At 70.9% G+C, this 16934-nt stretch carries 21 protein-coding genes; 11 read left to right on the top strand and 10 right to left on the bottom strand.

All coding sequences use genetic code 11. The annotated features are described in order from the left end of the window. Window position 1: 1 nt before the first annotated feature. Window positions 2–703, bottom strand: coding sequence for a hypothetical protein (locus tag ACFO8M_RS03555; RefSeq protein WP_387970564.1), 702 nt, complete (start codon window positions 701–703; stop codon window positions 2–4). A 110-nt stretch (window positions 704–813) separates the two neighbouring features. On the opposite strand from ACFO8M_RS03555, the gene ACFO8M_RS03550 reads away from it, so the two are divergent. After that, on the top strand, window positions 814–1953 hold the full coding sequence (locus ACFO8M_RS03550) for a sensor histidine kinase (protein ID WP_387970561.1): 1140 nt from the start codon (window positions 814–816) through the stop codon (window positions 1951–1953). Beyond that, window positions 1950–2651 carry a response regulator gene (locus ACFO8M_RS03545; RefSeq protein WP_387970558.1) on the top strand — a complete coding sequence of 234 codons (702 nt, stop codon included), beginning with the start codon at window positions 1950–1952 and terminating at the stop codon, window positions 2649–2651. Before ACFO8M_RS03550 ends, ACFO8M_RS03545 begins: the two co-directional genes overlap by 4 nt. Here the strand turns inward: ACFO8M_RS03545 and ACFO8M_RS03540 are convergent. Further along, a complete protein-coding gene (locus ACFO8M_RS03540) occupies window positions 2642–3439 on the bottom strand; it encodes a class I SAM-dependent methyltransferase (protein ID WP_387970556.1) in 798 nt (265 codons plus the stop codon). The genes ACFO8M_RS03545 and ACFO8M_RS03540 overlap by 10 nt on opposite strands. A 73-nt stretch (window positions 3440–3512) precedes the next feature. On the opposite strand from ACFO8M_RS03540, the gene ACFO8M_RS03535 reads away from it, so the two are divergent. The 3 genes from ACFO8M_RS03535 (at window position 3513) to ACFO8M_RS03525 (ending at window position 5683) form a co-directional block, all read left to right on the top strand. Continuing rightward, window positions 3513–4178, top strand: a complete 666-nt coding sequence (locus ACFO8M_RS03535) for a class I SAM-dependent methyltransferase (protein ID WP_387970553.1) — start codon at window positions 3513–3515, stop codon at window positions 4176–4178. A gap of 63 nt (window positions 4179–4241) precedes the next feature. After that, complete coding sequence (locus ACFO8M_RS03530) at window positions 4242–4889, top strand: TetR/AcrR family transcriptional regulator (protein ID WP_387970550.1); 648 nt, start codon at window positions 4242–4244, stop codon at window positions 4887–4889. After that, a complete protein-coding gene (locus ACFO8M_RS03525) occupies window positions 4886–5683 on the top strand; it encodes an NAD(P)H-binding protein (RefSeq protein ID WP_387970547.1) in 798 nt (265 codons plus the stop codon). Before ACFO8M_RS03530 ends, ACFO8M_RS03525 begins: the two co-directional genes overlap by 4 nt. 16 nt (window positions 5684–5699) lie before the next feature. Here ACFO8M_RS03525 and ACFO8M_RS03520 read toward each other — a convergent pair whose 3' ends face one another. Further along, on the bottom strand, window positions 5700–6986 hold the full coding sequence (locus tag ACFO8M_RS03520; RefSeq protein ID WP_387970544.1) for an APC family permease: 1287 nt from the start codon (window positions 6984–6986) through the stop codon (window positions 5700–5702). 80 nt (window positions 6987–7066) lie between these two features. Here ACFO8M_RS03520 and ACFO8M_RS03515 point away from each other — a divergent pair, with 80 nt between their 5' ends. Further along, window positions 7067–7531: an Lrp/AsnC family transcriptional regulator gene (locus ACFO8M_RS03515; protein WP_387970541.1), complete on the top strand. Its 465-nt coding sequence runs from the start codon at window positions 7067–7069 to the stop codon at window positions 7529–7531. A 91-nt stretch (window positions 7532–7622) separates the two neighbouring features. Beyond that, window positions 7623–7865, top strand: coding sequence for a MerR family DNA-binding protein (locus ACFO8M_RS03510; protein ID WP_387970538.1), 243 nt, complete (start codon window positions 7623–7625; stop codon window positions 7863–7865). Here ACFO8M_RS03510 and ACFO8M_RS03505 read toward each other — a convergent pair. Then, on the bottom strand, window positions 7819–8394 hold the full coding sequence (locus ACFO8M_RS03505) for a TetR/AcrR family transcriptional regulator (RefSeq protein WP_387971186.1): 576 nt from the start codon (window positions 8392–8394) through the stop codon (window positions 7819–7821). The two genes, ACFO8M_RS03510 and ACFO8M_RS03505, sit on opposite strands and share 47 nt — an antisense overlap. Before the next feature lie 82 nt (window positions 8395–8476). Here ACFO8M_RS03505 and ACFO8M_RS03500 point away from each other — a divergent pair, with 82 nt between their 5' ends. Together ACFO8M_RS03500 and ACFO8M_RS03495 are read left to right on the top strand one after the other, a co-directional pair. After that, on the top strand, window positions 8477–8803 hold the full coding sequence (locus ACFO8M_RS03500; protein ID WP_387970535.1) for a rhodanese-like domain-containing protein: 327 nt from the start codon (window positions 8477–8479) through the stop codon (window positions 8801–8803). A 147-nt stretch (window positions 8804–8950) separates the two neighbouring features. Continuing rightward, a complete protein-coding gene (locus ACFO8M_RS03495) occupies window positions 8951–9412 on the top strand; it encodes a DUF2871 domain-containing protein (protein ID WP_387970533.1) in 462 nt (153 codons plus the stop codon). Window positions 9413–9472: 60 nt separating this feature from the next. On the opposite strand, the gene ACFO8M_RS03490 is transcribed toward ACFO8M_RS03495, so the two are convergent. Further along, complete coding sequence (locus ACFO8M_RS03490) at window positions 9473–11326, bottom strand: rhamnogalacturonan lyase (protein ID WP_387970530.1); 1854 nt, start codon at window positions 11324–11326, stop codon at window positions 9473–9475. Window positions 11327–11579: 253 nt separating this feature from the next. After that, window positions 11580–12542 (bottom strand): NADP-dependent oxidoreductase, encoded by a 963-nt coding sequence (locus ACFO8M_RS03485; RefSeq protein ID WP_387970528.1) that lies wholly within the window; start codon window positions 12540–12542, stop codon window positions 11580–11582. Between the two features lie 167 nt (window positions 12543–12709). Here ACFO8M_RS03485 and ACFO8M_RS03480 point away from each other — a divergent pair, with 167 nt between their 5' ends. Continuing rightward, window positions 12710–13330, top strand: a complete 621-nt coding sequence (locus ACFO8M_RS03480) for a cellulose binding domain-containing protein (protein WP_387970526.1) — start codon at window positions 12710–12712, stop codon at window positions 13328–13330. 9 nt (window positions 13331–13339) lie between these two features. Here ACFO8M_RS03480 and ACFO8M_RS03475 read toward each other — a convergent pair whose 3' ends face one another. From ACFO8M_RS03475 to ACFO8M_RS03460, 4 genes are all read right to left on the bottom strand, one after another. Continuing rightward, the gene (locus tag ACFO8M_RS03475) at window positions 13340–13810 is read right to left on the bottom strand and encodes an OsmC family protein (protein ID WP_387970523.1); all 471 of its coding nucleotides are present in this window, start codon (window positions 13808–13810) and stop codon (window positions 13340–13342) included. Further along, entirely contained in the window at window positions 13807–14991 is a 1185-nt protein-coding gene (locus tag ACFO8M_RS03470; protein ID WP_387970520.1) for a winged helix DNA-binding domain-containing protein, read from the bottom strand. The genes ACFO8M_RS03475 and ACFO8M_RS03470 overlap by 4 nt, the downstream gene beginning before the upstream one ends. Window positions 14992–14996: 5 nt before the next feature. Continuing rightward, a complete protein-coding gene (locus ACFO8M_RS03465; RefSeq protein ID WP_387970518.1) occupies window positions 14997–15830 on the bottom strand; it encodes an NAD(P)H-binding protein in 834 nt (277 codons plus the stop codon). Between the two features lie 138 nt (window positions 15831–15968). Beyond that, window positions 15969–16406, bottom strand: coding sequence for an SRPBCC family protein (locus ACFO8M_RS03460; protein ID WP_387970515.1), 438 nt, complete (start codon window positions 16404–16406; stop codon window positions 15969–15971). A 162-nt stretch (window positions 16407–16568) separates the two neighbouring features. Here ACFO8M_RS03460 and ACFO8M_RS03455 point away from each other — a divergent pair, with 162 nt between their 5' ends. After that, window positions 16569–16931, top strand: coding sequence for an effector-associated constant component EACC1 (locus tag ACFO8M_RS03455; RefSeq protein ID WP_387970512.1), 363 nt, complete (start codon window positions 16569–16571; stop codon window positions 16929–16931). Window positions 16932–16934: the final 3 nt, after the last annotated feature.

Here is a 16934-nt window from a genome sequence, read left to right as displayed (position 1 = left end):
CCTAGCCGAGCATCCCGACGAACACCGCCGCCGCGACGAGGAGCAGCATCCCCGCGACCCCGGCGAACAGGCGACGCGGACGCGGCCCCTCCCGAAGGACCCCGACCCCCAACGGCACCAAGGCGACGGCCAGACCGAGGGCCGCGACGACCGACAACGGCGTCGTGCCCTTCAAGACACCGAGCGGCATCAACGCCATGCAGGCCAGCGCGATCGCCTGAACGAGCCGCAACGCTCCGGCACGGACGGCTCCAACGGCGAGCACGACCCATCCGGCCATGACCGCCACCGAGAACGCGCTCATCAGATGCCAGGCCCCGTAGGCGTCCGCGACCGACCGCGTCGCACTCGCCGGCCCCTGCAACTCGACCAGTTGGAACGCGAGGTGATCGACCCCGGCATAGAACGTCCGGGCGAACAGCCCGAAGACCGCCAGGCCGCCGCCCCAGAGCGCCCAGGTCGGCCGGGTGCTCCCGATGCGTTGGGCGAGCATGATGACCGCAGGCCACAGGAGCACGTACCCGGCGAGTACGAGGCTGTAGGCGGCGGTCATGAGCGCCGGACGGTCGGCGTAGGCGCGCAACTGCTCGGGGAAGAAGAACTCGGGCCCCACACGGAGCAGGACGCCGGAGAGGAGCGCGATCGGGCCGAGCACGAGCGAGGTGCCGCCGAGCCAGCGGCCGGGGAAGTGCGTTTCGTTCATGCCACAACCATCGTTGCCGCGGTGGGACTTCCGCATCGGAGCACGGTCTGGAACCACACGTCAGCCCTGGATATGACGACTCCCGCTCCCCGGAGCGATACCGTTCACCGGTGCCCTCCCGCCGCCTGCTCCTCGTCGACGCCGCCGCCGCGTTGGCAGTGTGCGCCGCCTACCTCTCGTTCGCTGCGTTCGACGGATCGGACGGCACGCCGGTCTTCTCCGGGCCGCCTTGGCTCGCTTGGCTCATCGCGGCGGCCGTCGGACTGCCGATCGCGGTCCGTCGACTGTGGCCGATCGGCGCCGCGTCGGTCGTGGTGCTCGGCTGCGCGGCCTCCTCGGTCCTCGACCTCACCCGCGAGCCGTTCGTTCCGGCGGCGCTCGTCCTGTATTCGGTCGGAGCGCTGGTGCCCCGGCGCCGGTCGATCGCCGTGCTCGCAGGCGCATGCGCCGTCCTGGGAGGCGGCCTCGTCGCGGGCGTGCACCTGATCACGCCCTCGGAGACCCTGTCGGGCACTGCCACGCTGGTCGCGGCGGTCTGGGCGATCGCGGGCGGCGGCTGGGCCGCGGGCCTCATGTTGCGGCGCAAGCGAATGGAAGCGGAAAATGCCGCCGCGAGCGATCGGGCGCGCGTCGTGATCGAGGAGCGGATGCGCATCGCCCGCGAACTCCACGACATCGTCTCCCACAGCCTCAGCCTCATCGCGGTCCAGGCGGGCGTCGCCAACCACATCGCCGACGAGCAGCCCGAGCGGGCGCGCGAGGCGATGCGCTCGATCGAGGCGACGAGTCGTGACGCGCTGGCCGAGATGCGGAGCGTGCTGACCGTGCTGCGGGCCGATGCGCCGTCCGGCACTCGTGCGCCCGTGCCCGGCCTGGCGGATCTGGAAGCACTGGTCGACCGGGCGCGGGAGGCGGGCATGGTGGTCGAGGCGAACATCGATGTGCCCGTGCGGGTGCCCGACGGGGTGGCCCTGGCGATCCATCGCGTGGTGCAGGAGTCGCTGACCAATGTGGTCAAACATGCGGGTGGGGGCCGGTGCGAGGTGACCGTGCGAGCCGATCGCTCGGAGGTCCGGGCCGCGATCGTGGACGACGGTGTGCGCCAGGCGGCCTCGGCCGGCGGCCATGGCCTGATCGGGATGCGCGAGCGCGTGCTGATGTACGGCGGCACGTTCAGCGCGGGACCGGTTCCCGAAGGCGGCTTCGCGGTGCGGGCGGTCGTGCCGTTCGACGGCGGTGAGCCGCGATGACCGTGCGGGTGCTCATCGCCGATGACCAGGCGCTCGTGCGCGGCAGTTTCCGGCTCCTCGTCGAATCCGCAGACGACCTGACCGTGGTCGGCGAGGCCGGCACGGGCACCGAGGCACTCGCGCTCGCACGTTCCGCCCGGCCGGACGTGATCGTCATGGACGTGCGCATGCCCGAAATGGACGGCATCGAGGCGACCCGTCAGATCAGCGCCGATCCCGCATCGGGCAGCGTCCGAGTGCTCATCCTGACCACCTTCGACCTGGACGAGTATGTCTACGCGGCGTTGCGGGCCGGGGCCAGCGGCTTCCTCCTGAAGGACGCGCCCCCGACGACGCTCCTGACCGGCATCCGCTCGATCGCGGCGGGCGAAGGGATGCTCGCCCCCACGGTCACGAAGCGCCTCATCGAGGAATTCAGCCTCCGCCCGGCGGGCGGCCCGACCCCGCGCCGCCTCGACGCCCTGACCGAGCGGGAACGGGAGGTGCTGACCTTGATCGCCAAGGGCCTGAGCAACACCGAACTCGCGGCCGCGCTCTTCGTCAGCATGGCGACGGTCAAGACCCACATCAGCCGCCTCCTCGCCAAACTCCAAGCGAGAGACCGGGCCCAGCTGGTCATCGCCGCCTACGAATCCGGACTCGTGACCGCCGGTCCACCGCCGCGAGGTTGCGACCTCGGTCGCCGCCCTCAGCGGTGAGCGGTGATCAGGCGGGCGTGCGGGTCGTGCCGCCATTCGCCCGCCGGGGCCCGCCGGAGGAACTCGGCGCGGAGGCGGTCCATGAAGGCGTCCCCTCTGGCGATGGCAAGGGAGCGAAGGGGACCGGAGTGGGCGGCCGCGTCGAAGTACTCGGCGGCGGCGGCGTGGGTCATCGGGAACGTCGGAAGCTCGTCGCGATCGAGGACGGCGCCGTGGTCGGTCACGGCCGCCGCGAGTTCGGATTCCCAGCGGGAGTCGTCGTAGGCGGGGAGGTTCGCGCGGATCACTGCGGCGACGAGCGCGAACGGGCCGTCGGTCTCGGTGACGTCGGGCCAGAAGACGACCGAGAGGCGTCCGCCCGGGCGGAGCGCGTCGAGCCAAGCGCGGACGGCCGCAAGCGGATCGGGCAGCTGCTGGAGGCCGAAGACGGAGACGACGGCCGCGCAACGACCGGTCCAGCGCGCGTCGAGCGCCTGGGCGTCGCCCACGATCGCTTCGACGTGCGGACGTCCGGCGGCCCGGTCGCGGGCGAGTTCGACCATGCCCGGGGAAAGGTCGATGCCGACGATCTCGCGGTCGGGGAACCGGTCGATCAGCCGGTCGAGCTCGGGGAAGGTCCCGCAGCAGGGCACGAGGATCGCACCGTCCGGAAGGTCCGCGTCCGTGACGCCCGCGACCGCGAGGTCGACCCAGGGAGCGAAGCGCGGAACGAAGTAGGCCTCGTATCCGGCGGCGGACTCGTCCCAGGCGCGGGCGAGACGGGCGAGGCGGTCGGCGTTCTCCTGCATAGTCGTCGAAGCGTACCGCCCGCGGGGACATGGCGGGGTCGCAAGCGGACGACCGACCGGTAGGGTCCCCGCCATGGGAGACACCGGGTATGAGCGCGCCACGCGCGAACGATACGACTTCTACGCCGGCGAGTACTTCGAGCGGTTCCGCGATTCGCTGGACTACAAGCTCTTCGACCGCGTCATGATCACGGCGTTCGCCGAACTCGTCAAGGAGTCGGGGAACCCGAAGATCCTCGACATCGGTTGCGGGCCGGGCTACGTGACCGAGCATCTGCATCGCATCGGCCTCGAGGCGCGCGGCATCGACCTCTCCCCCGAGATGATCGCGTTGGCGCGCGAAGCGTATCCGGAGCTCACCTTCGAGGTCGGCGACATGACCGCGGTCGACCTGCCGGACGGCGGCCTCGGCGGGGTCTTCTCGCGGTCCTCGATCATCCACACGCCGCCCGAGCGACTGCCCGAGGTCTTCAGCGAGTGCCACCGGCTGCTCGCGCCCGGCGGGCACCTGCTGTTGATGTTCCAGGCGCACACCGACGCGTCGCAGCTCGCCTGGGCGTTCGACCACACGGTGACGACGGCCTACCGGCTGTCGGTCGGCCGCGTCGCGGATCTGTTGCAGGAGACCGGATTCCAGGAGGTGGCCCGCCAGATCCTGGCCCCGGAGGAGGACGAGCTGCGGGGCTTCCACTACGGCTACCTGCTGGTTCGCAAGCCGGGAGGCGACACGGCCGAATGAGGTAATCATCCTCACAGATAATTCAATTATCCAGTTGGTTGACTAAATGATAGCTTCTTCGGCATGGAACCGAAGAAGCCTGGTCGGCGTTCTCCCGAATCCGCCGAGCGGGTGCGGGACGCCGAGCGCACCAAGCGGAAGCTGCTCGACGCGGCGCTGTCCGAGTTCGCCGCCAACGGCTACGACGGCGCGCGCGTAGGCGGGATCGCCGCCCGCGCCGGAGTGAACAAGCAGCTCATCAGCTACTACTTCGGCGGCAAAGAAGGCCTGTACCGCGCGATGGCGCGCGAATGGCTCGACGACGAGCGCGACCAGGCCGGCCCCGACGTGCCCGCCGCCGACGTCATGCGCTGGTACCTGCGCGACAACCTCAAGGACCCGCGCATCGGCAGGCTCGCGCTGTGGCAGGCCCTCGCCGACGAGCTCCCCGAAGAGGAGTCCCAAGCGGACGCCGACCGGGAGCTCGACCAGATGCGCGAGCGCCAGGAGCGCGGCGAGATCGCGTCCGAACTGGACGCCGCCGCCGTCCAGATCGCCTTCATGGGCATGACCCTCGCCCCGGTCGTCTTCCGCCGCACCGCGAAACGGCTCTTCGGCGTCGACATCGACGACCCCGCATTCGAAACCCGCTACGGCGACACCCTGTCTCGCATCATCGCGAGGCTCGCCGAGGAAACCGAACACCACCACGAAAGGAACCCCGAATCATGACCGTGCTCATTACCGGCGCCCGAGGCGCCATCGCGCGCAACGTCATCGCGCAGCTGCTCGACGCGGGCACCACCGTGCGCGCCGCCAGCCGCGTCCCCGGCGCGACCGACCTCCCGAAAGGCGTCGATCCCGTCCGCGTCGACTTCACCGCCCCCGAGACCCTCGCTCCCGCACTGGAAGGCGTCGAGAAGGTCTTCCTCTACGCCGCCCACGAGGGCATCGACGCGTTCGTCACCGCCGCGCAGGAAGCCGGGGTGAAGCACGTCGTGCTCCTCTCCTCGGCCGCCTCCGCCGGACCGGACAACGACATCGGCCGCATGCACCTCGCGGTCGAGCGCCCGCTGGAGGCCTCCGGCATCCCGTGGACCTTCGTCCGCCCGGCCATGTTCGCCACCAACTCCCTGTGGTGGGCCGAATCGATCCGCAACGAAGGCGTTGTGCGCCTTCCCTATCCGGACGCGCCGGTCAACCCGGTGCACGAGCGCGACATCGCCGAGGTCGCCTTCGCGGCGCTCACCGAGGACGGCCACGAGGGCCGCACCTACGTGATCGACGGGCCGGGCCACCTGGCGCAGCGCCGCCAGGTCGAGCTGATCGGCGAGGCCGTCGGCCGCGAGATCACCGTCGAGGAGCTGCCGCGCGCCGTGGCTGCGAAGTTCCTCCCCGAATCGCTGCTCGACATGCTCGCCAGCGGCTCGACCGAGCTCTGGGGCCCCACCTCCGAGGCCGTCACCGGCCGCCCGGCCCGCACCTACGCGGACTGGGTCGCCGACCACGCCGACGACTTCCGCTGACCTGCAAGGAAACCAGTTACGCCCCCTGCCGCACCGCAACCGCGTGCGGCAGGGGGCGCCTTCGCTTCAGGTGCAGGTAGGCGAGGGCGAGCACGGCGATCCCCAAGGGCAGCAGCAGGTACCAGGAGAGCGCCGTCCCGATGGCCGCCGTGCACCCGGTCGCCAGCAGCGCCCGGACGCGGGCCCGGCCGGTCAAGAGCCGCACCGCCGCCGCGCACGCCAGCACGGTGACACCGGCGAGGACCGCCGAGGTCGCGCGCATCTGCACGTCGAGCCCGAGCCCGAACCAGGCGGCCCCGGCGAACGCGGTCCCCGAGAGGACCGCGAGCACCGCGAGGCTGCGATGCGGCGTCCGGCCGGGCTCATGGCCCTTGGCGAGCGACGCGGGCATCGCGCCGTCGCGGGCGAGCGCCGCACCGAGCCGGGACGCCCCGGCGATGAAGGTGTTCATGGCGCCCAAGCTGAGCAGGGCCGCGCACACGGCGGTGAGGGGCGCTGCCGCCGAACCGAAGCCGTACGCGAGCAGGTCCGTGAGCGGCACGGCCGAATGGGCGGCGCTCCCGCCGAGCACACCCGCAGTGGCGGTCGCGAGCGCGAGGTAGACCGTGGCGACGATGGCCAGAGCGAGCGCCGTGACCCGGCGCAGTTGCCTTGTCGGATCGGTGAACTCGCCGGAGAGGTGGCTCGCGGCCTCCCAGCCGGAGAAGGCGTAGAACAGGACCGCGGCGGCCGAGAAGATCCCCGCGACGCCGTGCGGCGCGAACGGGCGCAGGTTCGCCGGGTCGAAATGCGGCAGGGCGGCGACGCACGCGACGGCGAGGAGCGCGATGAGCAGTCCCATGAGGACGAGCTGCGCGCCGCCTGAGAGGCGCAGGCCGATGTGGTTGGCGGCGAAGGCCATCGCCAGGAGCGTCGCGGCGATGACGGTGACGGCGGTCCGGCCGAGCCCGGCGGCGTCGGCGATGTAGGCCGCGCCCACGAGCGCGGCCGAGCTGGCGCCGACCGGGATGACGCTGAAGAACCACCAGCCGCACACGGCGGCGGCGCGGTCGCCGAAGGCCGCGCGGGTGAACGTCGCGACGCCGCCCGCGTCCGGCCTGCGTGCGGCCAGTTCGGCGAACGTGGCGGCGACCGGGATCGAGAGGACGAGGAGCGCGACCCAGGCGACCAGGGCGGCGGGCCCCGCCGCCTGCGCGGCCAGGCCGGGCAGGGCCAGCACGCCGGGACCGAGGATCGCGCCGAGGTAGAGGGCGGTGCCGCGCGCGGTCCCGAGCGAGCCGTGAGGGGGTGTTCGGTCGTTCATGTGCAGCAAAGCTATTCGCTTGTTCGGTCGATCACGGGCCTCACCGAACGTTCGGCCGGTATTGGCGCGATAATCAGCGGATGGACGAACTTGACGCATCGATCGTGCGGTTGCTCCAGTCGGATGCGCGGCTGTCGAACCGGGAACTGGCCCGCCGGCTCGGCGTCGCGCCGTCGACCGCGCTGGAGCGGGTCCGGGCGCTCACCAGGCGCGGGGTGATCCGCGGCTACGGGGCCGATGTGGACGTCGCGGCGCTCGGCCGGCGCGCGGAGGCGCTGGTGTCGGTGCAGCTGCGCCGGCACCAGCGGTCCTCCTACGAGTCGTTCCGGGAGACCGTGGGCTCGTGGCCGGAGGTGGTGACGCTGTTCGTGGTCTCCGGCGGCAGCGACATCGTGATCCACGTGGCCGTGCGCGATGTCGAACGGCTGCACGCGTTCCTGGTCGACCGGCTCGGCACGCGGCCCGAGGTCGCACGGTTCCAGACCTCGATGGTGTTCCAGCGCCACCACAACCGCGTGCTCGAGCCGCTGCCGCCCGAGGACTGAGCGGTTCAGGCCCGGCGGGCCCGCGACCACGGGCCGAGCTGCGCGACGCTACCGCGAGTTCGCTCCCTCGGCGGAGCCGTGGCTCGCCTACGTGCGCACCGCGCAGCGGCTCGGCTTCACGCTGGCGGAGATCGCCGCGCACGGCGCCGCATTGCGCGAGGCGCCCGATTCGGCCGCGGCGCTCTCGGCGCCGTTCGCGGACAAGATCGCGGTGGTCGACGTGAGGATGGCCGAGCTCGCCGCCCTGCGGGAGGAACTGGCCGAGCGGGCGGGCGCCGGGTGCCCGCTCACACCCGACCCGCTTCGCCCCACAGTCGACGCACGCCCGCTCTGACCCGCTCCTCCCCCACCTCGGGCAGGACGGCGGTGAGGTGCTCGGCGTCGAGCATCGCCAGGAGCGCGTGAGCCGTGTGCTCGGGATCCTCGTTGTGCGGCAAGAGGATCGTGACGTGCCGGTGCCAGAAGCGGTAGGCGCCGATCCGGTACCGCGCGCCGGGGCTCGCGGTCTCCGACATGCGCAGCAGCGGCAGGTACTCGAGCGCGTAGTCCAGGTACGCGTCGGCGAAGGCCACCAGCCGCTCAGGCTCTGGCGCGCCGGGACCGAGCGGCGGCGGGCCGCCGAGGACTCCTTGCTGCAGGATCCGTTCGCGCGCATCCAATAGGGCCGCAGCAAGACCGGCCTTGTCGCCGAAGCGGCGGAAGAGCGTTCCCTTGCCGACGCCGGCGGCCGCGGCCACCTGGTCCATCGAGACGGCTTCGACGCCGTGCTCGGCGAAGAGCCGGGCCGCCGCGTCCAGGATCGCGGCCCGGTTGCGGGCGGCGTCGGCGCGTTCCTTCGGCGGCGGCGTGCGCAGCAGTTCCAAGGGGATTGCAGAACCGGACTGTGGTCCGTTACTATCGTCGTACACATCTGGACTATAGTCCACTTACTTGGAAGGCGATGCCATGACCGCTCTCATCACCCGCGACGAGCTTCGGGCCGCGATCGACACCGACGCCGTGACCGTGATCGACGCCCTCGGCGGCGAGTACTACGCCAAGCAGCACCTCCCCGGGGCCGTCCCGCTCGTGCTCGCCGACGTCGACGCCCAGGCGCCGACACTCCTGCCGGACAAGGACGCCGCGATCGTCACCTACTGCTCGAACCCCGGCTGCGCCAACAGCACCCAGGTCGCCGAGCGGCTGACCTCCCTGGGCTACACCAATGTGCGCAAGTACAAGGAGGGCATCGAGGACTGGACCGACGCGGGCCTGCCCGTCGAGTCCGCCTAGGCGATTTCAGGCCTTCGGCGGGACGGCCGCGTCGCCGTCCCGCCGAAGCGAGAATTCGAGCCGCGCAACGGGAACAGCCGACCCATCCCGCGCGTTGACCCCTTCGGCAATCCCCCTCGACAGACACCGACCCCCAAGGAACCCCACGTGAAGCAGCTCTTCCGCACCGCCAACATCTACATGATCCTCGGGCTGGTCAGCGGCCTGTACGCCCGCGAATTGACCCACCTCAACCACTTCGAGGGCGACACCCCGCTCGACACGCTGCACACCCACCTGCTCGCGCTCGGCATGCTGTTCTTCCTCGTAGTCATCGCGCTCGAGAAGCTCTTCGCCCTGACCGAGAGCCGCCTCTTCAAGTGGTTCTTCCTGCTCTACAACGGCGGACTGATCCTCACCGTCGCCGTCATGACGCTGCGCGGCACGCTGACGGTGCTCGACGCCGCCCCCCAAGGCGCGGCCGACACGACGCTGGCCTGGACCGCCGGGTTCGGGCACATCGTCCTGACCGTGGGCCTCATCTTCTTCTTCCACGCTCTGGAGCACCGCATCAAGGCCTCCAAGGAAGCCGCGAAGGACACGGAGCACGCCGAGACCGCCACAGCCTGAACCGGGACATGAAGCGGGGCCGGAGGAGTGCGCCTCCGGCCCCTCATCTCATGGTGTGCATCAAGGCGTGTGGATCTCCGGGGCCGCCACCGCGGCCATGTCCGATCCGATGTAGAAGCTCGGGTGCGGCGGCTGGTTGTAGCCGGTGTTCTGCCAGGCGACGGCGACGCGGTACTGCGCGTCGTGCATCAGGGTCGGCAGCCGCAGTTCGGTCTCGTGCGGGGTCGCGTAGACGCGCAGGGCCGAGCTGTCGCTCGTGCGCCAGACGACCTCCTCGCGCCAGTCGCCGAACAGGTCGGCCGAGAGGGCCGGGACGGACTTGGTGCCGTTGTTGGAGGCCACGCCCTCGCCACTCAGCAGGCCGCCGTCTGCGTAATCCGAGATGGCGGTGCCGTCGAGCAGTTCGCGCTCGGCGTCGCCGTCCCACCAGGACGCGAAGTTGATCGAACCGGGCTTGTCGCCGACGGTGTCGCCGCTGCCGTTGCGGAGACCGTCCTCGGCGGCGGACCAGAACTCGGCGCCGGGGTTCTCGGCTGAGACGTTCGCGGCCAGCGCGCGGCCGTTGTCGGTGCCGCTCGCCGGCTCGGACCAGATGGCCTCGCCGCTCTCACCGTCGATGAGCCGCATGGACGGCTGGTCGGAGTGCTCGGCGGGCATGAAGACCTCGAGGCCCTCGTTGTCCGGCACGAAGTCGCTCACGTGGAGGGCGTCGCCGTGGTACATCCTGGTGTTCCACAGGGGACTGCCGTCGTCGTCGACGGCCATGGCGCCGAAGACCACTTCCTGGCGGCCGTCACCGTCGAGGTCGGCGATCGAGAGGCTGTGCGCGCCTTGGCCTTCGTATTCACTGCCCGCTTCGTCGGAGTCGAAGGTCCAGCGTTCGGCGAGGTTCTGGCCGTCGAAGTCGACGGCCCAGATAACGGAGCGGGTGTAGTAGCCGCGGCTGAAGATCATCGAGGGGCTCTCGCCGTCGAGGTAGGCGGTGCCGGCGAGGAAGCGGTCGACGCGGTTGCCGTAGTCGTCGCCCCAGTCGGCGACGTTGCCGCGGCCGGGCTGGTAGTCGATGGTGTCGACGGCCGCGCCGGTGGCGCCTTCGAAGACGGTGAAGAATTCGGGGCCTTCGAGGACGTAGCCGCCGGAGTTGCGGTGGTCGGCGTTCGCGTCGCCTATCACGGCGCCCGTGCCGTCCACAGTGGCGTCCGCGGTCTTCATGGCGATCTCGGCCTTGCCGTCGCCGTCGTAGTCGTAGACCTGGAACTGCGTGTAGTGCTGTCCGGCCCTGATGTTGCGGCCCAGGTCGATCCGCCAGAGCCGCTCGCCTTCGAGGGTGTAGGCGTCGACGTAGACGTTGCCGGTGACGCCGGACTGGGAGTTGTCCTTCGAATTCGACGGGTCCCATTTGACGAGGTACTCGTAGCGGCCGTCGCCGTCGAGGTCGCCGACGCTCACGTCGTTGGCGGAGTAGGTGTAGCCGTCGCCGTCCGCCGGGACGTCGAGCGGGATGTCAAGGGCGCCTGCGTCATTGAAGACCGCTTCGGCGGCTTCGGGCTCGCCTCCGGCGGCTTCGACGGTGTAGGCGCCGTCGCCTCCGGCGTCGAGGTAGTTCGTGGCGCCGGTGAGCGGGGCCTCGTTGAGCAGTTCGCCGTCGCGATAGACGTTGAAGCCGGTGTCGGCGGCGTCGGTCCCGAGGAGCCGCCAGCTGACGAGGTTGCCCTCCCCGGTGGGGACGACGGTGACACCGCGGCCGAGCGCTTCCATCTGGTAGCCGGCCTGCGCTACGTCGGCATCGCCTTCGGCGGCGTTCCCCAAGGGGGACACGGCGAAGGCGGTGGCCGTGGCCAGTCCCGCCGAGGCCGTCAGGCCCGCGACGAGGGCGGCCCTCTTGGTATTTCGCGTGCGGTTTCGTGTGCGCATGCTCGCTCCTGGAGTGCGGTCGTTCCTTTTCGGAGGGGCCGCCGGCCAGGGAGGGCACGGCGGCGCGACGGGCGCGCGACCATGCCGGGAAGTACGCGATCCGTCATCTACCGTATCGAATAGGTTCGATGCAATAGCAGGCAAACGATAACCACAAATGCTGTCTTTCGTCAACTCTCGCAGCAAAATGGTTGAATACGCGCAAAGCGATCGAGTGACGACCCTTGGTCATGCCATAGAGGACTCGGTCCGCTTATGCGGCCTCGATGGTGAGCACGGTCTTGCCGCGGGCCTTGCCCGCCTTCGAGCGCGCCAGCGCGTCCGCGGCCTCCTCGAGCGGGGCCTTGAAGTCGATGCGAAAGCGCAGCTGCCCGTGCTCGACCGCTTCAGCGAGGGACGCGAGGGTCGCGGGCCGGGCGTTGGCGTAGAGGTTCGCGCCGCGCAGGCCGCGGGCGGCGACGAGCTCGGCGTCGACTGCGCCGTTCGAGGAGACGATGACGCCGTTCGGCTTGAGCAGCGCGGCGATCGGTTCGAGCCGGCCGGGGCTCGTCACGAGGTCCACAATGGCGTCGATGCCGCCGGGGTGGGCGACGCGCACCTGGTCGGCGGTGGGGCCCGCGGTGAAGTCGACGATCTCGGACGCGCCGAGTTCGCGCAGGTATACGGCGGTGTCGGGGTCGGTGGTGGCGATGACGCGGACGCCTTGCGCGGCCGCGAGCTGCACGGCGGCCTGGCCGACGCCGCCCGACGCGCCGTTGATGAGGAGGGTCTGCCCGGGGCCGATCCCGGTGCCCTCCACGAAGTCGTGGGCCGCGGCGCCGGCGGTGGGCAGGGCGGCGGCGGTGTCGAAGTCGAGGTCACCGGGGAGGCGGGCGAGCTTGGCGGCCTTGGTGACCGCGTACTCGGCGTAGGAGCCGCGGCCCTGTTCGATGTCCATGAACTGGCCGAAGACGCGGTCGCCGGGAGTGAACGAGACGCCCTCGCCGACGCTTTCGACCGTGCCCGCGCCGTCGGAGCCGAGCACGAGCGGGAAGGCGTGGTGGACCGAGCCGCGCATCGCGCCCTCGATCACCTTCCAGTCGAAGGGATTGACACCCGCGGCGGCGAGGCGCACGAGCACTTCGCCGGGACCCGGTTCGGGGACGGGCAGCTCGACGAGGCGGGGTTCGGTATCGAAATCGGTGACGACGACGGCGCGCATGGGTGTCCCTTCCATTCCGCCTGAATCTACACCGATCACGTGTGCCGTTCAGCGGTTCCGCCCGCGCGGCGGCGCCTTGTACGCTTCACCTGGCGCTGCACGACAGGGACCGGGCCCCTCTGGACCGGAGACCCAGGGCGCGTCCACCCCTGAATCGACCGATCCCGTTGGAGGAGTTCGCCATGCGCCCTTGGATGGACCGCGCGACGCTGGGCGGGCGCCTCCACGGCCGCCTCCTGCTCGTCCTCGTCGCCGTCGCCGTCCTCACCTCGGTCGCCGCGATCTGGCAGTTCAGCATGCTCCGGGAGGATCACGACCCGGACTGGGGGCAGATCGACGACCGCGGGGCGCTCACCGACGCTGACGTGATCGGCGGGTCCGGCACCGCGACTGCGAGCGTTTCGGCGACGCCGTCGCCGACCGTGTCCGCCTCGGCCTCCGAGACGGCCTCGGGCACTGCGACCGCGAGCGAGCCCGCCGCTCCCACGGAGGCCGCCGTCAGCGGTCCACAGTGCACCGCGTCGCTCAGGCTCGACAACGAGTGGGACGATTCGGTGTCGGTCACGGTGACCGTGACCAACACCGGCACCGATCCGATCGAGGGGTGGGAGGTCCTGCTCGAGATCAAGCACCTCACGGTGACGACGACCTTCGGGCTCGAGCACATCGAGGGCGACCGCTACGGCGACATCCTCCTCAACGCCGCCCTCGACGCCGGCGAGAGCGTTGACGCCGGCTTCCAGGCCGACGTCAACGGGAACTTCGAGCTGCCGGCGACCGTTCCCTGCACTCCCGCAGCCTGATCCGCTTCTTTATTCGATGTTGACGGTGGGTCGGTGGTGCACCGGGAAGTTCACCGAGTTCGCGATGAAGCAGTGCTTGTTCGCGTCGTGGTGGAGCTCCAGCGCCCGATCGACCTTCTCGGGGTCGGTGATCGTGACGACCGGCGCCAGCGTCACCTCGGTGAAGCGGCCGCCGCCGGCCAATTCGGCCATGGTGCCGGTCGTGATGTCCTCGTAGGCGGTCACGACGATGCGCTCGCGCGCGCACAGCGCCAGGTACGTGAGCATGTGGCAGTCGGCGAGAGCGGCGACCAGCAGTTCCTCGGGGTTCCAGCGCTCGGGCTGCCCGCGGAACGCGGGGTCGGCGCTGGCCTGGATCACGGGTTTGCCGGCGGCGATGAGGTCGTGGTCGCGCCCGTAGTCGCGGTAGTTGGCGGTGCCGCTGCCGGTGTTGCCGGTCCAGCGCGTCGTGATCTTGTAGTGGTGTTCGCGGCCGCTCATGGCGGGCTCCTTCCGGCTCGGGGGCGGGCTCGAAATCCTAACCGAGGAGACAGCAGCACGGTCTCGCCTTCAGGAAGCCGCTGCCACCAGTGGCGGTAGCGGCTGTAGACGTCGGGGTCGCGGTCGGCGAGGAACGCGGTGAGCGCTGCGGCTTCGTCGGCGAGTCCGGCCCAGGCGTCGTCGGTGAGCGGCCGGAACGCCGTGGCCTCGATGCCTTCGGCGGTGGTGCGCCAGACGCCGGCGGCGCGGCCGTCGACCAGGATCATCGGGAGGACGTCGCCGTTGTTGCGGATCACCGTGGTGCGCATTTCCGGCGGGATGGTGCGGCTGCGGTCGTGGTAGGCGAGGAACACGTTGTCCCACATGGCCATCAGCCGCGGCGGAGCGGGCGTGTCGGAGTCGGGAATGTGGGCTTCGGGCAGGTCGTAGTACACCTCGCCGTTCGGGCCCTCGTGCTGCGCCAGGCGATCGCCGAGGGCTTTGACGGCATGTTTCACCCTGCCGCGCTGGACCATCGCGAACTGGGCGACGTCGGGGACGGAGGCCGGGCCGAACCCGGAGAGGTAGCGGAGGACGAGCCGTTCGAGGGCCGCATCGGCGGCATCGCGGTCGCCGAGCGCGGGACGGTCCGCGGCCGCGAGGTAGGCGACCTTCTCGTTGAAGGCCCACGGTCCGCCGAGCGGGACCCGCAGCAGCGGCGCGTACTGGCGGATGCCCGGCCATACGGCTTTCGCCTGCTCGGGGCCGAGTTCTTCGGCGAGCCGGTCCTCGCAGTCGCGGGCGGAGCGGACCTCGGACGCGTATTCGAGGATGTCGGCGGCGTGCACGGCGGCGTCGTCCGCGGCCATGCCGGATGCGGCGATGCGCCCGCCGAGTTTCGCGGCGTAGAGGGACGGCTCGGTGGCCTCGCGGAACGACCGGTACTCGTCGGCGGCGACGGCGTGCAGCGTCATGCGGATCGGGTTGCCGCGCACGAGGTCCCCGGAAGTGAAGGCGGCGTCGAGCTCGGCCGGGTCGAAGTCGGCCAGGCGGTTCCACAGTCCGATGTAGGGCGAGGCCGGCGACTGGGCCTGGACGGCGACGAGGGACCGGACCGCGGCGAGCACGTCACCGGGCCGGCGGCGCAGGAGGGACTGCCGGTCGAGGGTGGCGCGGTTGAGCTGGTCGGCGGTGAGCTGCATGCCCGTCAGCGTCGCAGATACTCGGCGAAGGTCGTCGGGGGCGTGCCGGTCAGCCGCTCGATGTCGCCGGGCGCGGCGGCGAAGCGGGCCTCGCGTACGGACCGGAACATGCTGGCGTAGGCCTCGATGAGCCAGTCGGGCTCACCGTCGGCGGCGAGGCGGGTGCGGTAGTCGGCGTCGTCGATCGGCCTGTACTGCAAGGGATTCCCGAGCGCATCGGCCGCGGCGGCGGCGATCTGGTCGCCGGTGAGGGCTTCGGGGCCGGTGAGGTCGACGACGCCTTCGACGCGGGCGGTCGCGGCGGCGGCCAGCGCGCGGGAGACGTCCTCCCGGGCGACGAGGGAGGTGCCGGGAGCGCCGTCGCCGAGCGGCAGGGCGAGCTCGCCCGCGGCGGCGTCGTTGCGGGGCAGGTCGAGCCAGGTGGAGGCGAAGAAGTCGGCGAAGACGGAGGTGCGGGCCAGGCAGTGGGGGCGGTCGGCGAGGAGCGCTTCGGTCTCCTGGTGGCCCGGTGCGTAGTAGAAGCGCGAGTCCGGGGCGATGTCGATGATGCTCGTGTAGACGATGTGGACGTCGGGGGCGCAGGCGGCGATGAGGTTGCGGTGGTGGCGGGTCATCGTCTCGGCGGTGCCGTCGCTGGAGACCATCACGAGGGTGTCGAGTCCGCGGAGCGCCTCGGTCAGGGACGGGGGTTCGTCGTAGTCGGCGCGGCGGGCGGTGACGCCGGGCGGGAGGGCTTCGGGGCGCCGGGCGAGGGCGACGAGGTCGTCCCGTCCTGCGGCGAGCAGGTGGCGGATGACGCCCGAACCTATGCCGCCGGTCGCTCCGGTGATGCCGATCATCCTGTCTCCGTTCAGTGTTCGGCCCCGGTCGCTGGTGCGGCCGGGGCGGTGGGCCTCCCATTGTGCCCGGAATTGAACGGCGGCGAAGTCGCGTCGGGGCCGGACCCTGCCGGTCCGGTCCCGACGCCTCCGCGCGAATCAGGACTTGGAGAGGTAGGCGAGGCAGGAGTCCAGCAGCATCTGGCTGCCTTCCTTGGCCATGTCGTGCTCCTCTCTGGTCGCGCAGTTCTGCGAGATCGTGAGGCGGGTGCGGTCCTCGCCTAGGTCGACCAGGTCGAGACGCATGACCTCTTCGCCGCCGTCGGGCGTGTCCATGCCCATGAGGAGCATTTCGTTCTCGACGACCTCGATGTACCGGCCGGTGATCGGGAACTCCTGGCCGTCGGGGGTCACGACGGTGGCGGTGTAGCGGCCGTTGGGCGTCGGGTCCATCTGGACCGAGCCGGGCTTGGAGTAGCTCCACGCCTCGTACGGGGCGTCCTCGGTCCAGGCGGCCCAGACGGCGGCGATGGGTGCGTCGGCCTCGGCGGTGAGCGTGTAGGGGAAGCCGGTCGGGTTGGTCTCGTTGGTGCTCATTGCAGTTCTCCTCGGTTCGTGTTCCGGTGTACGCCCATAGAGACTCCCCCACTCCGGCGGATTCATCGCGGAACCCAAGAAAATTTGCGGACCCCCCGGCGGCATTCGCCGGACCGCGCCCAGTGGCGGCGGTCTGGGAGAATCGGGAGCGGAGGTGGATCGATGGACGTCGAGATCGCGGTGACGGGTGCCGATGACCCCCGGGGTGAGCTGGAGTCGTTGTGGCAGTGGCTGAACCAGGACGGCGACTACCAGGGACAGGTCGACTTCGCGCCCGCCGAGATCAAGGAAGGCGAGCTCGGCGCCTTGCAGGAATTCCTGCTGGCGGCGATCGCCGCGGGCGGGCTCGATGCCCTCGGTCGAACCATCGGTGTCTGGCTCGGGACCCGCCAGTCGGGCATCAAGGTCTCGCTCCGCGCCGATGGCACCGTCAAGGAGGTCAGCGCCAGCGGCCCCGCCGCGATGATCGTGGCGAAGCACCTGTTCGGGAACGAGGGTCCGAAGCGGATCGACAAGGGCGAGTAGCCG

Source organism: Glycomyces rhizosphaerae (genome assembly GCF_042647865.1).
Lineage (GTDB): Bacteria > Actinomycetota > Actinomycetes > Mycobacteriales > Micromonosporaceae > Glycomyces > Glycomyces rhizosphaerae.
Note: the sequence above shows the minus strand (reverse complement) of the source record. Positions and strands in the feature narration are given on the sequence as shown.

Excerpts from the sequence above, each read along its gene's own strand:
- ACFO8M_RS03555 (WP_387970564.1), bottom strand. The coding sequence starts at position 703 with ATGAACGAAACGCACTTCCCCGGCCGCTGGCTCGGCGGCACCTCGCTC.
- ACFO8M_RS03545 (WP_387970558.1), top strand. The coding sequence starts at position 1,950 with ATGACCGTGCGGGTGCTCATCGCCGATGACCAGGCGCTCGTGCGCGGC.
- ACFO8M_RS03540 (WP_387970556.1), bottom strand. The coding sequence starts at position 3,439 with ATGCAGGAGAACGCCGACCGCCTCGCCCGTCTCGCCCGCGCCTGGGAC.
- ACFO8M_RS03535 (WP_387970553.1), top strand. The coding sequence starts at position 3,513 with ATGGGAGACACCGGGTATGAGCGCGCCACGCGCGAACGATACGACTTC.
- ACFO8M_RS03530 (WP_387970550.1), top strand. The coding sequence starts at position 4,242 with ATGGAACCGAAGAAGCCTGGTCGGCGTTCTCCCGAATCCGCCGAGCGG.
- ACFO8M_RS03525 (WP_387970547.1), top strand. The coding sequence starts at position 4,886 with ATGACCGTGCTCATTACCGGCGCCCGAGGCGCCATCGCGCGCAACGTC.
- ACFO8M_RS03520 (WP_387970544.1), bottom strand. The coding sequence starts at position 6,986 with ATGAACGACCGAACACCCCCTCACGGCTCGCTCGGGACCGCGCGCGGC.
- ACFO8M_RS03515 (WP_387970541.1), top strand. The coding sequence starts at position 7,067 with ATGGACGAACTTGACGCATCGATCGTGCGGTTGCTCCAGTCGGATGCG.
- ACFO8M_RS03500 (WP_387970535.1), top strand. The coding sequence starts at position 8,477 with ATGACCGCTCTCATCACCCGCGACGAGCTTCGGGCCGCGATCGACACC.
- ACFO8M_RS03490 (WP_387970530.1), bottom strand. The coding sequence starts at position 11,326 with ATGCGCACACGAAACCGCACGCGAAATACCAAGAGGGCCGCCCTCGTC.
- ACFO8M_RS03485 (WP_387970528.1), bottom strand. The coding sequence starts at position 12,542 with ATGGAAGGGACACCCATGCGCGCCGTCGTCGTCACCGATTTCGATACC.
- ACFO8M_RS03480 (WP_387970526.1), top strand. The coding sequence starts at position 12,710 with ATGCGCCCTTGGATGGACCGCGCGACGCTGGGCGGGCGCCTCCACGGC.
- ACFO8M_RS03475 (WP_387970523.1), bottom strand. The coding sequence starts at position 13,810 with ATGAGCGGCCGCGAACACCACTACAAGATCACGACGCGCTGGACCGGC.
- ACFO8M_RS03470 (WP_387970520.1), bottom strand. The coding sequence starts at position 14,991 with ATGCAGCTCACCGCCGACCAGCTCAACCGCGCCACCCTCGACCGGCAG.
- ACFO8M_RS03465 (WP_387970518.1), bottom strand. The coding sequence starts at position 15,830 with ATGATCGGCATCACCGGAGCGACCGGCGGCATAGGTTCGGGCGTCATC.
- ACFO8M_RS03460 (WP_387970515.1), bottom strand. The coding sequence starts at position 16,406 with ATGAGCACCAACGAGACCAACCCGACCGGCTTCCCCTACACGCTCACC.
- ACFO8M_RS03455 (WP_387970512.1), top strand. The coding sequence starts at position 16,569 with ATGGACGTCGAGATCGCGGTGACGGGTGCCGATGACCCCCGGGGTGAG.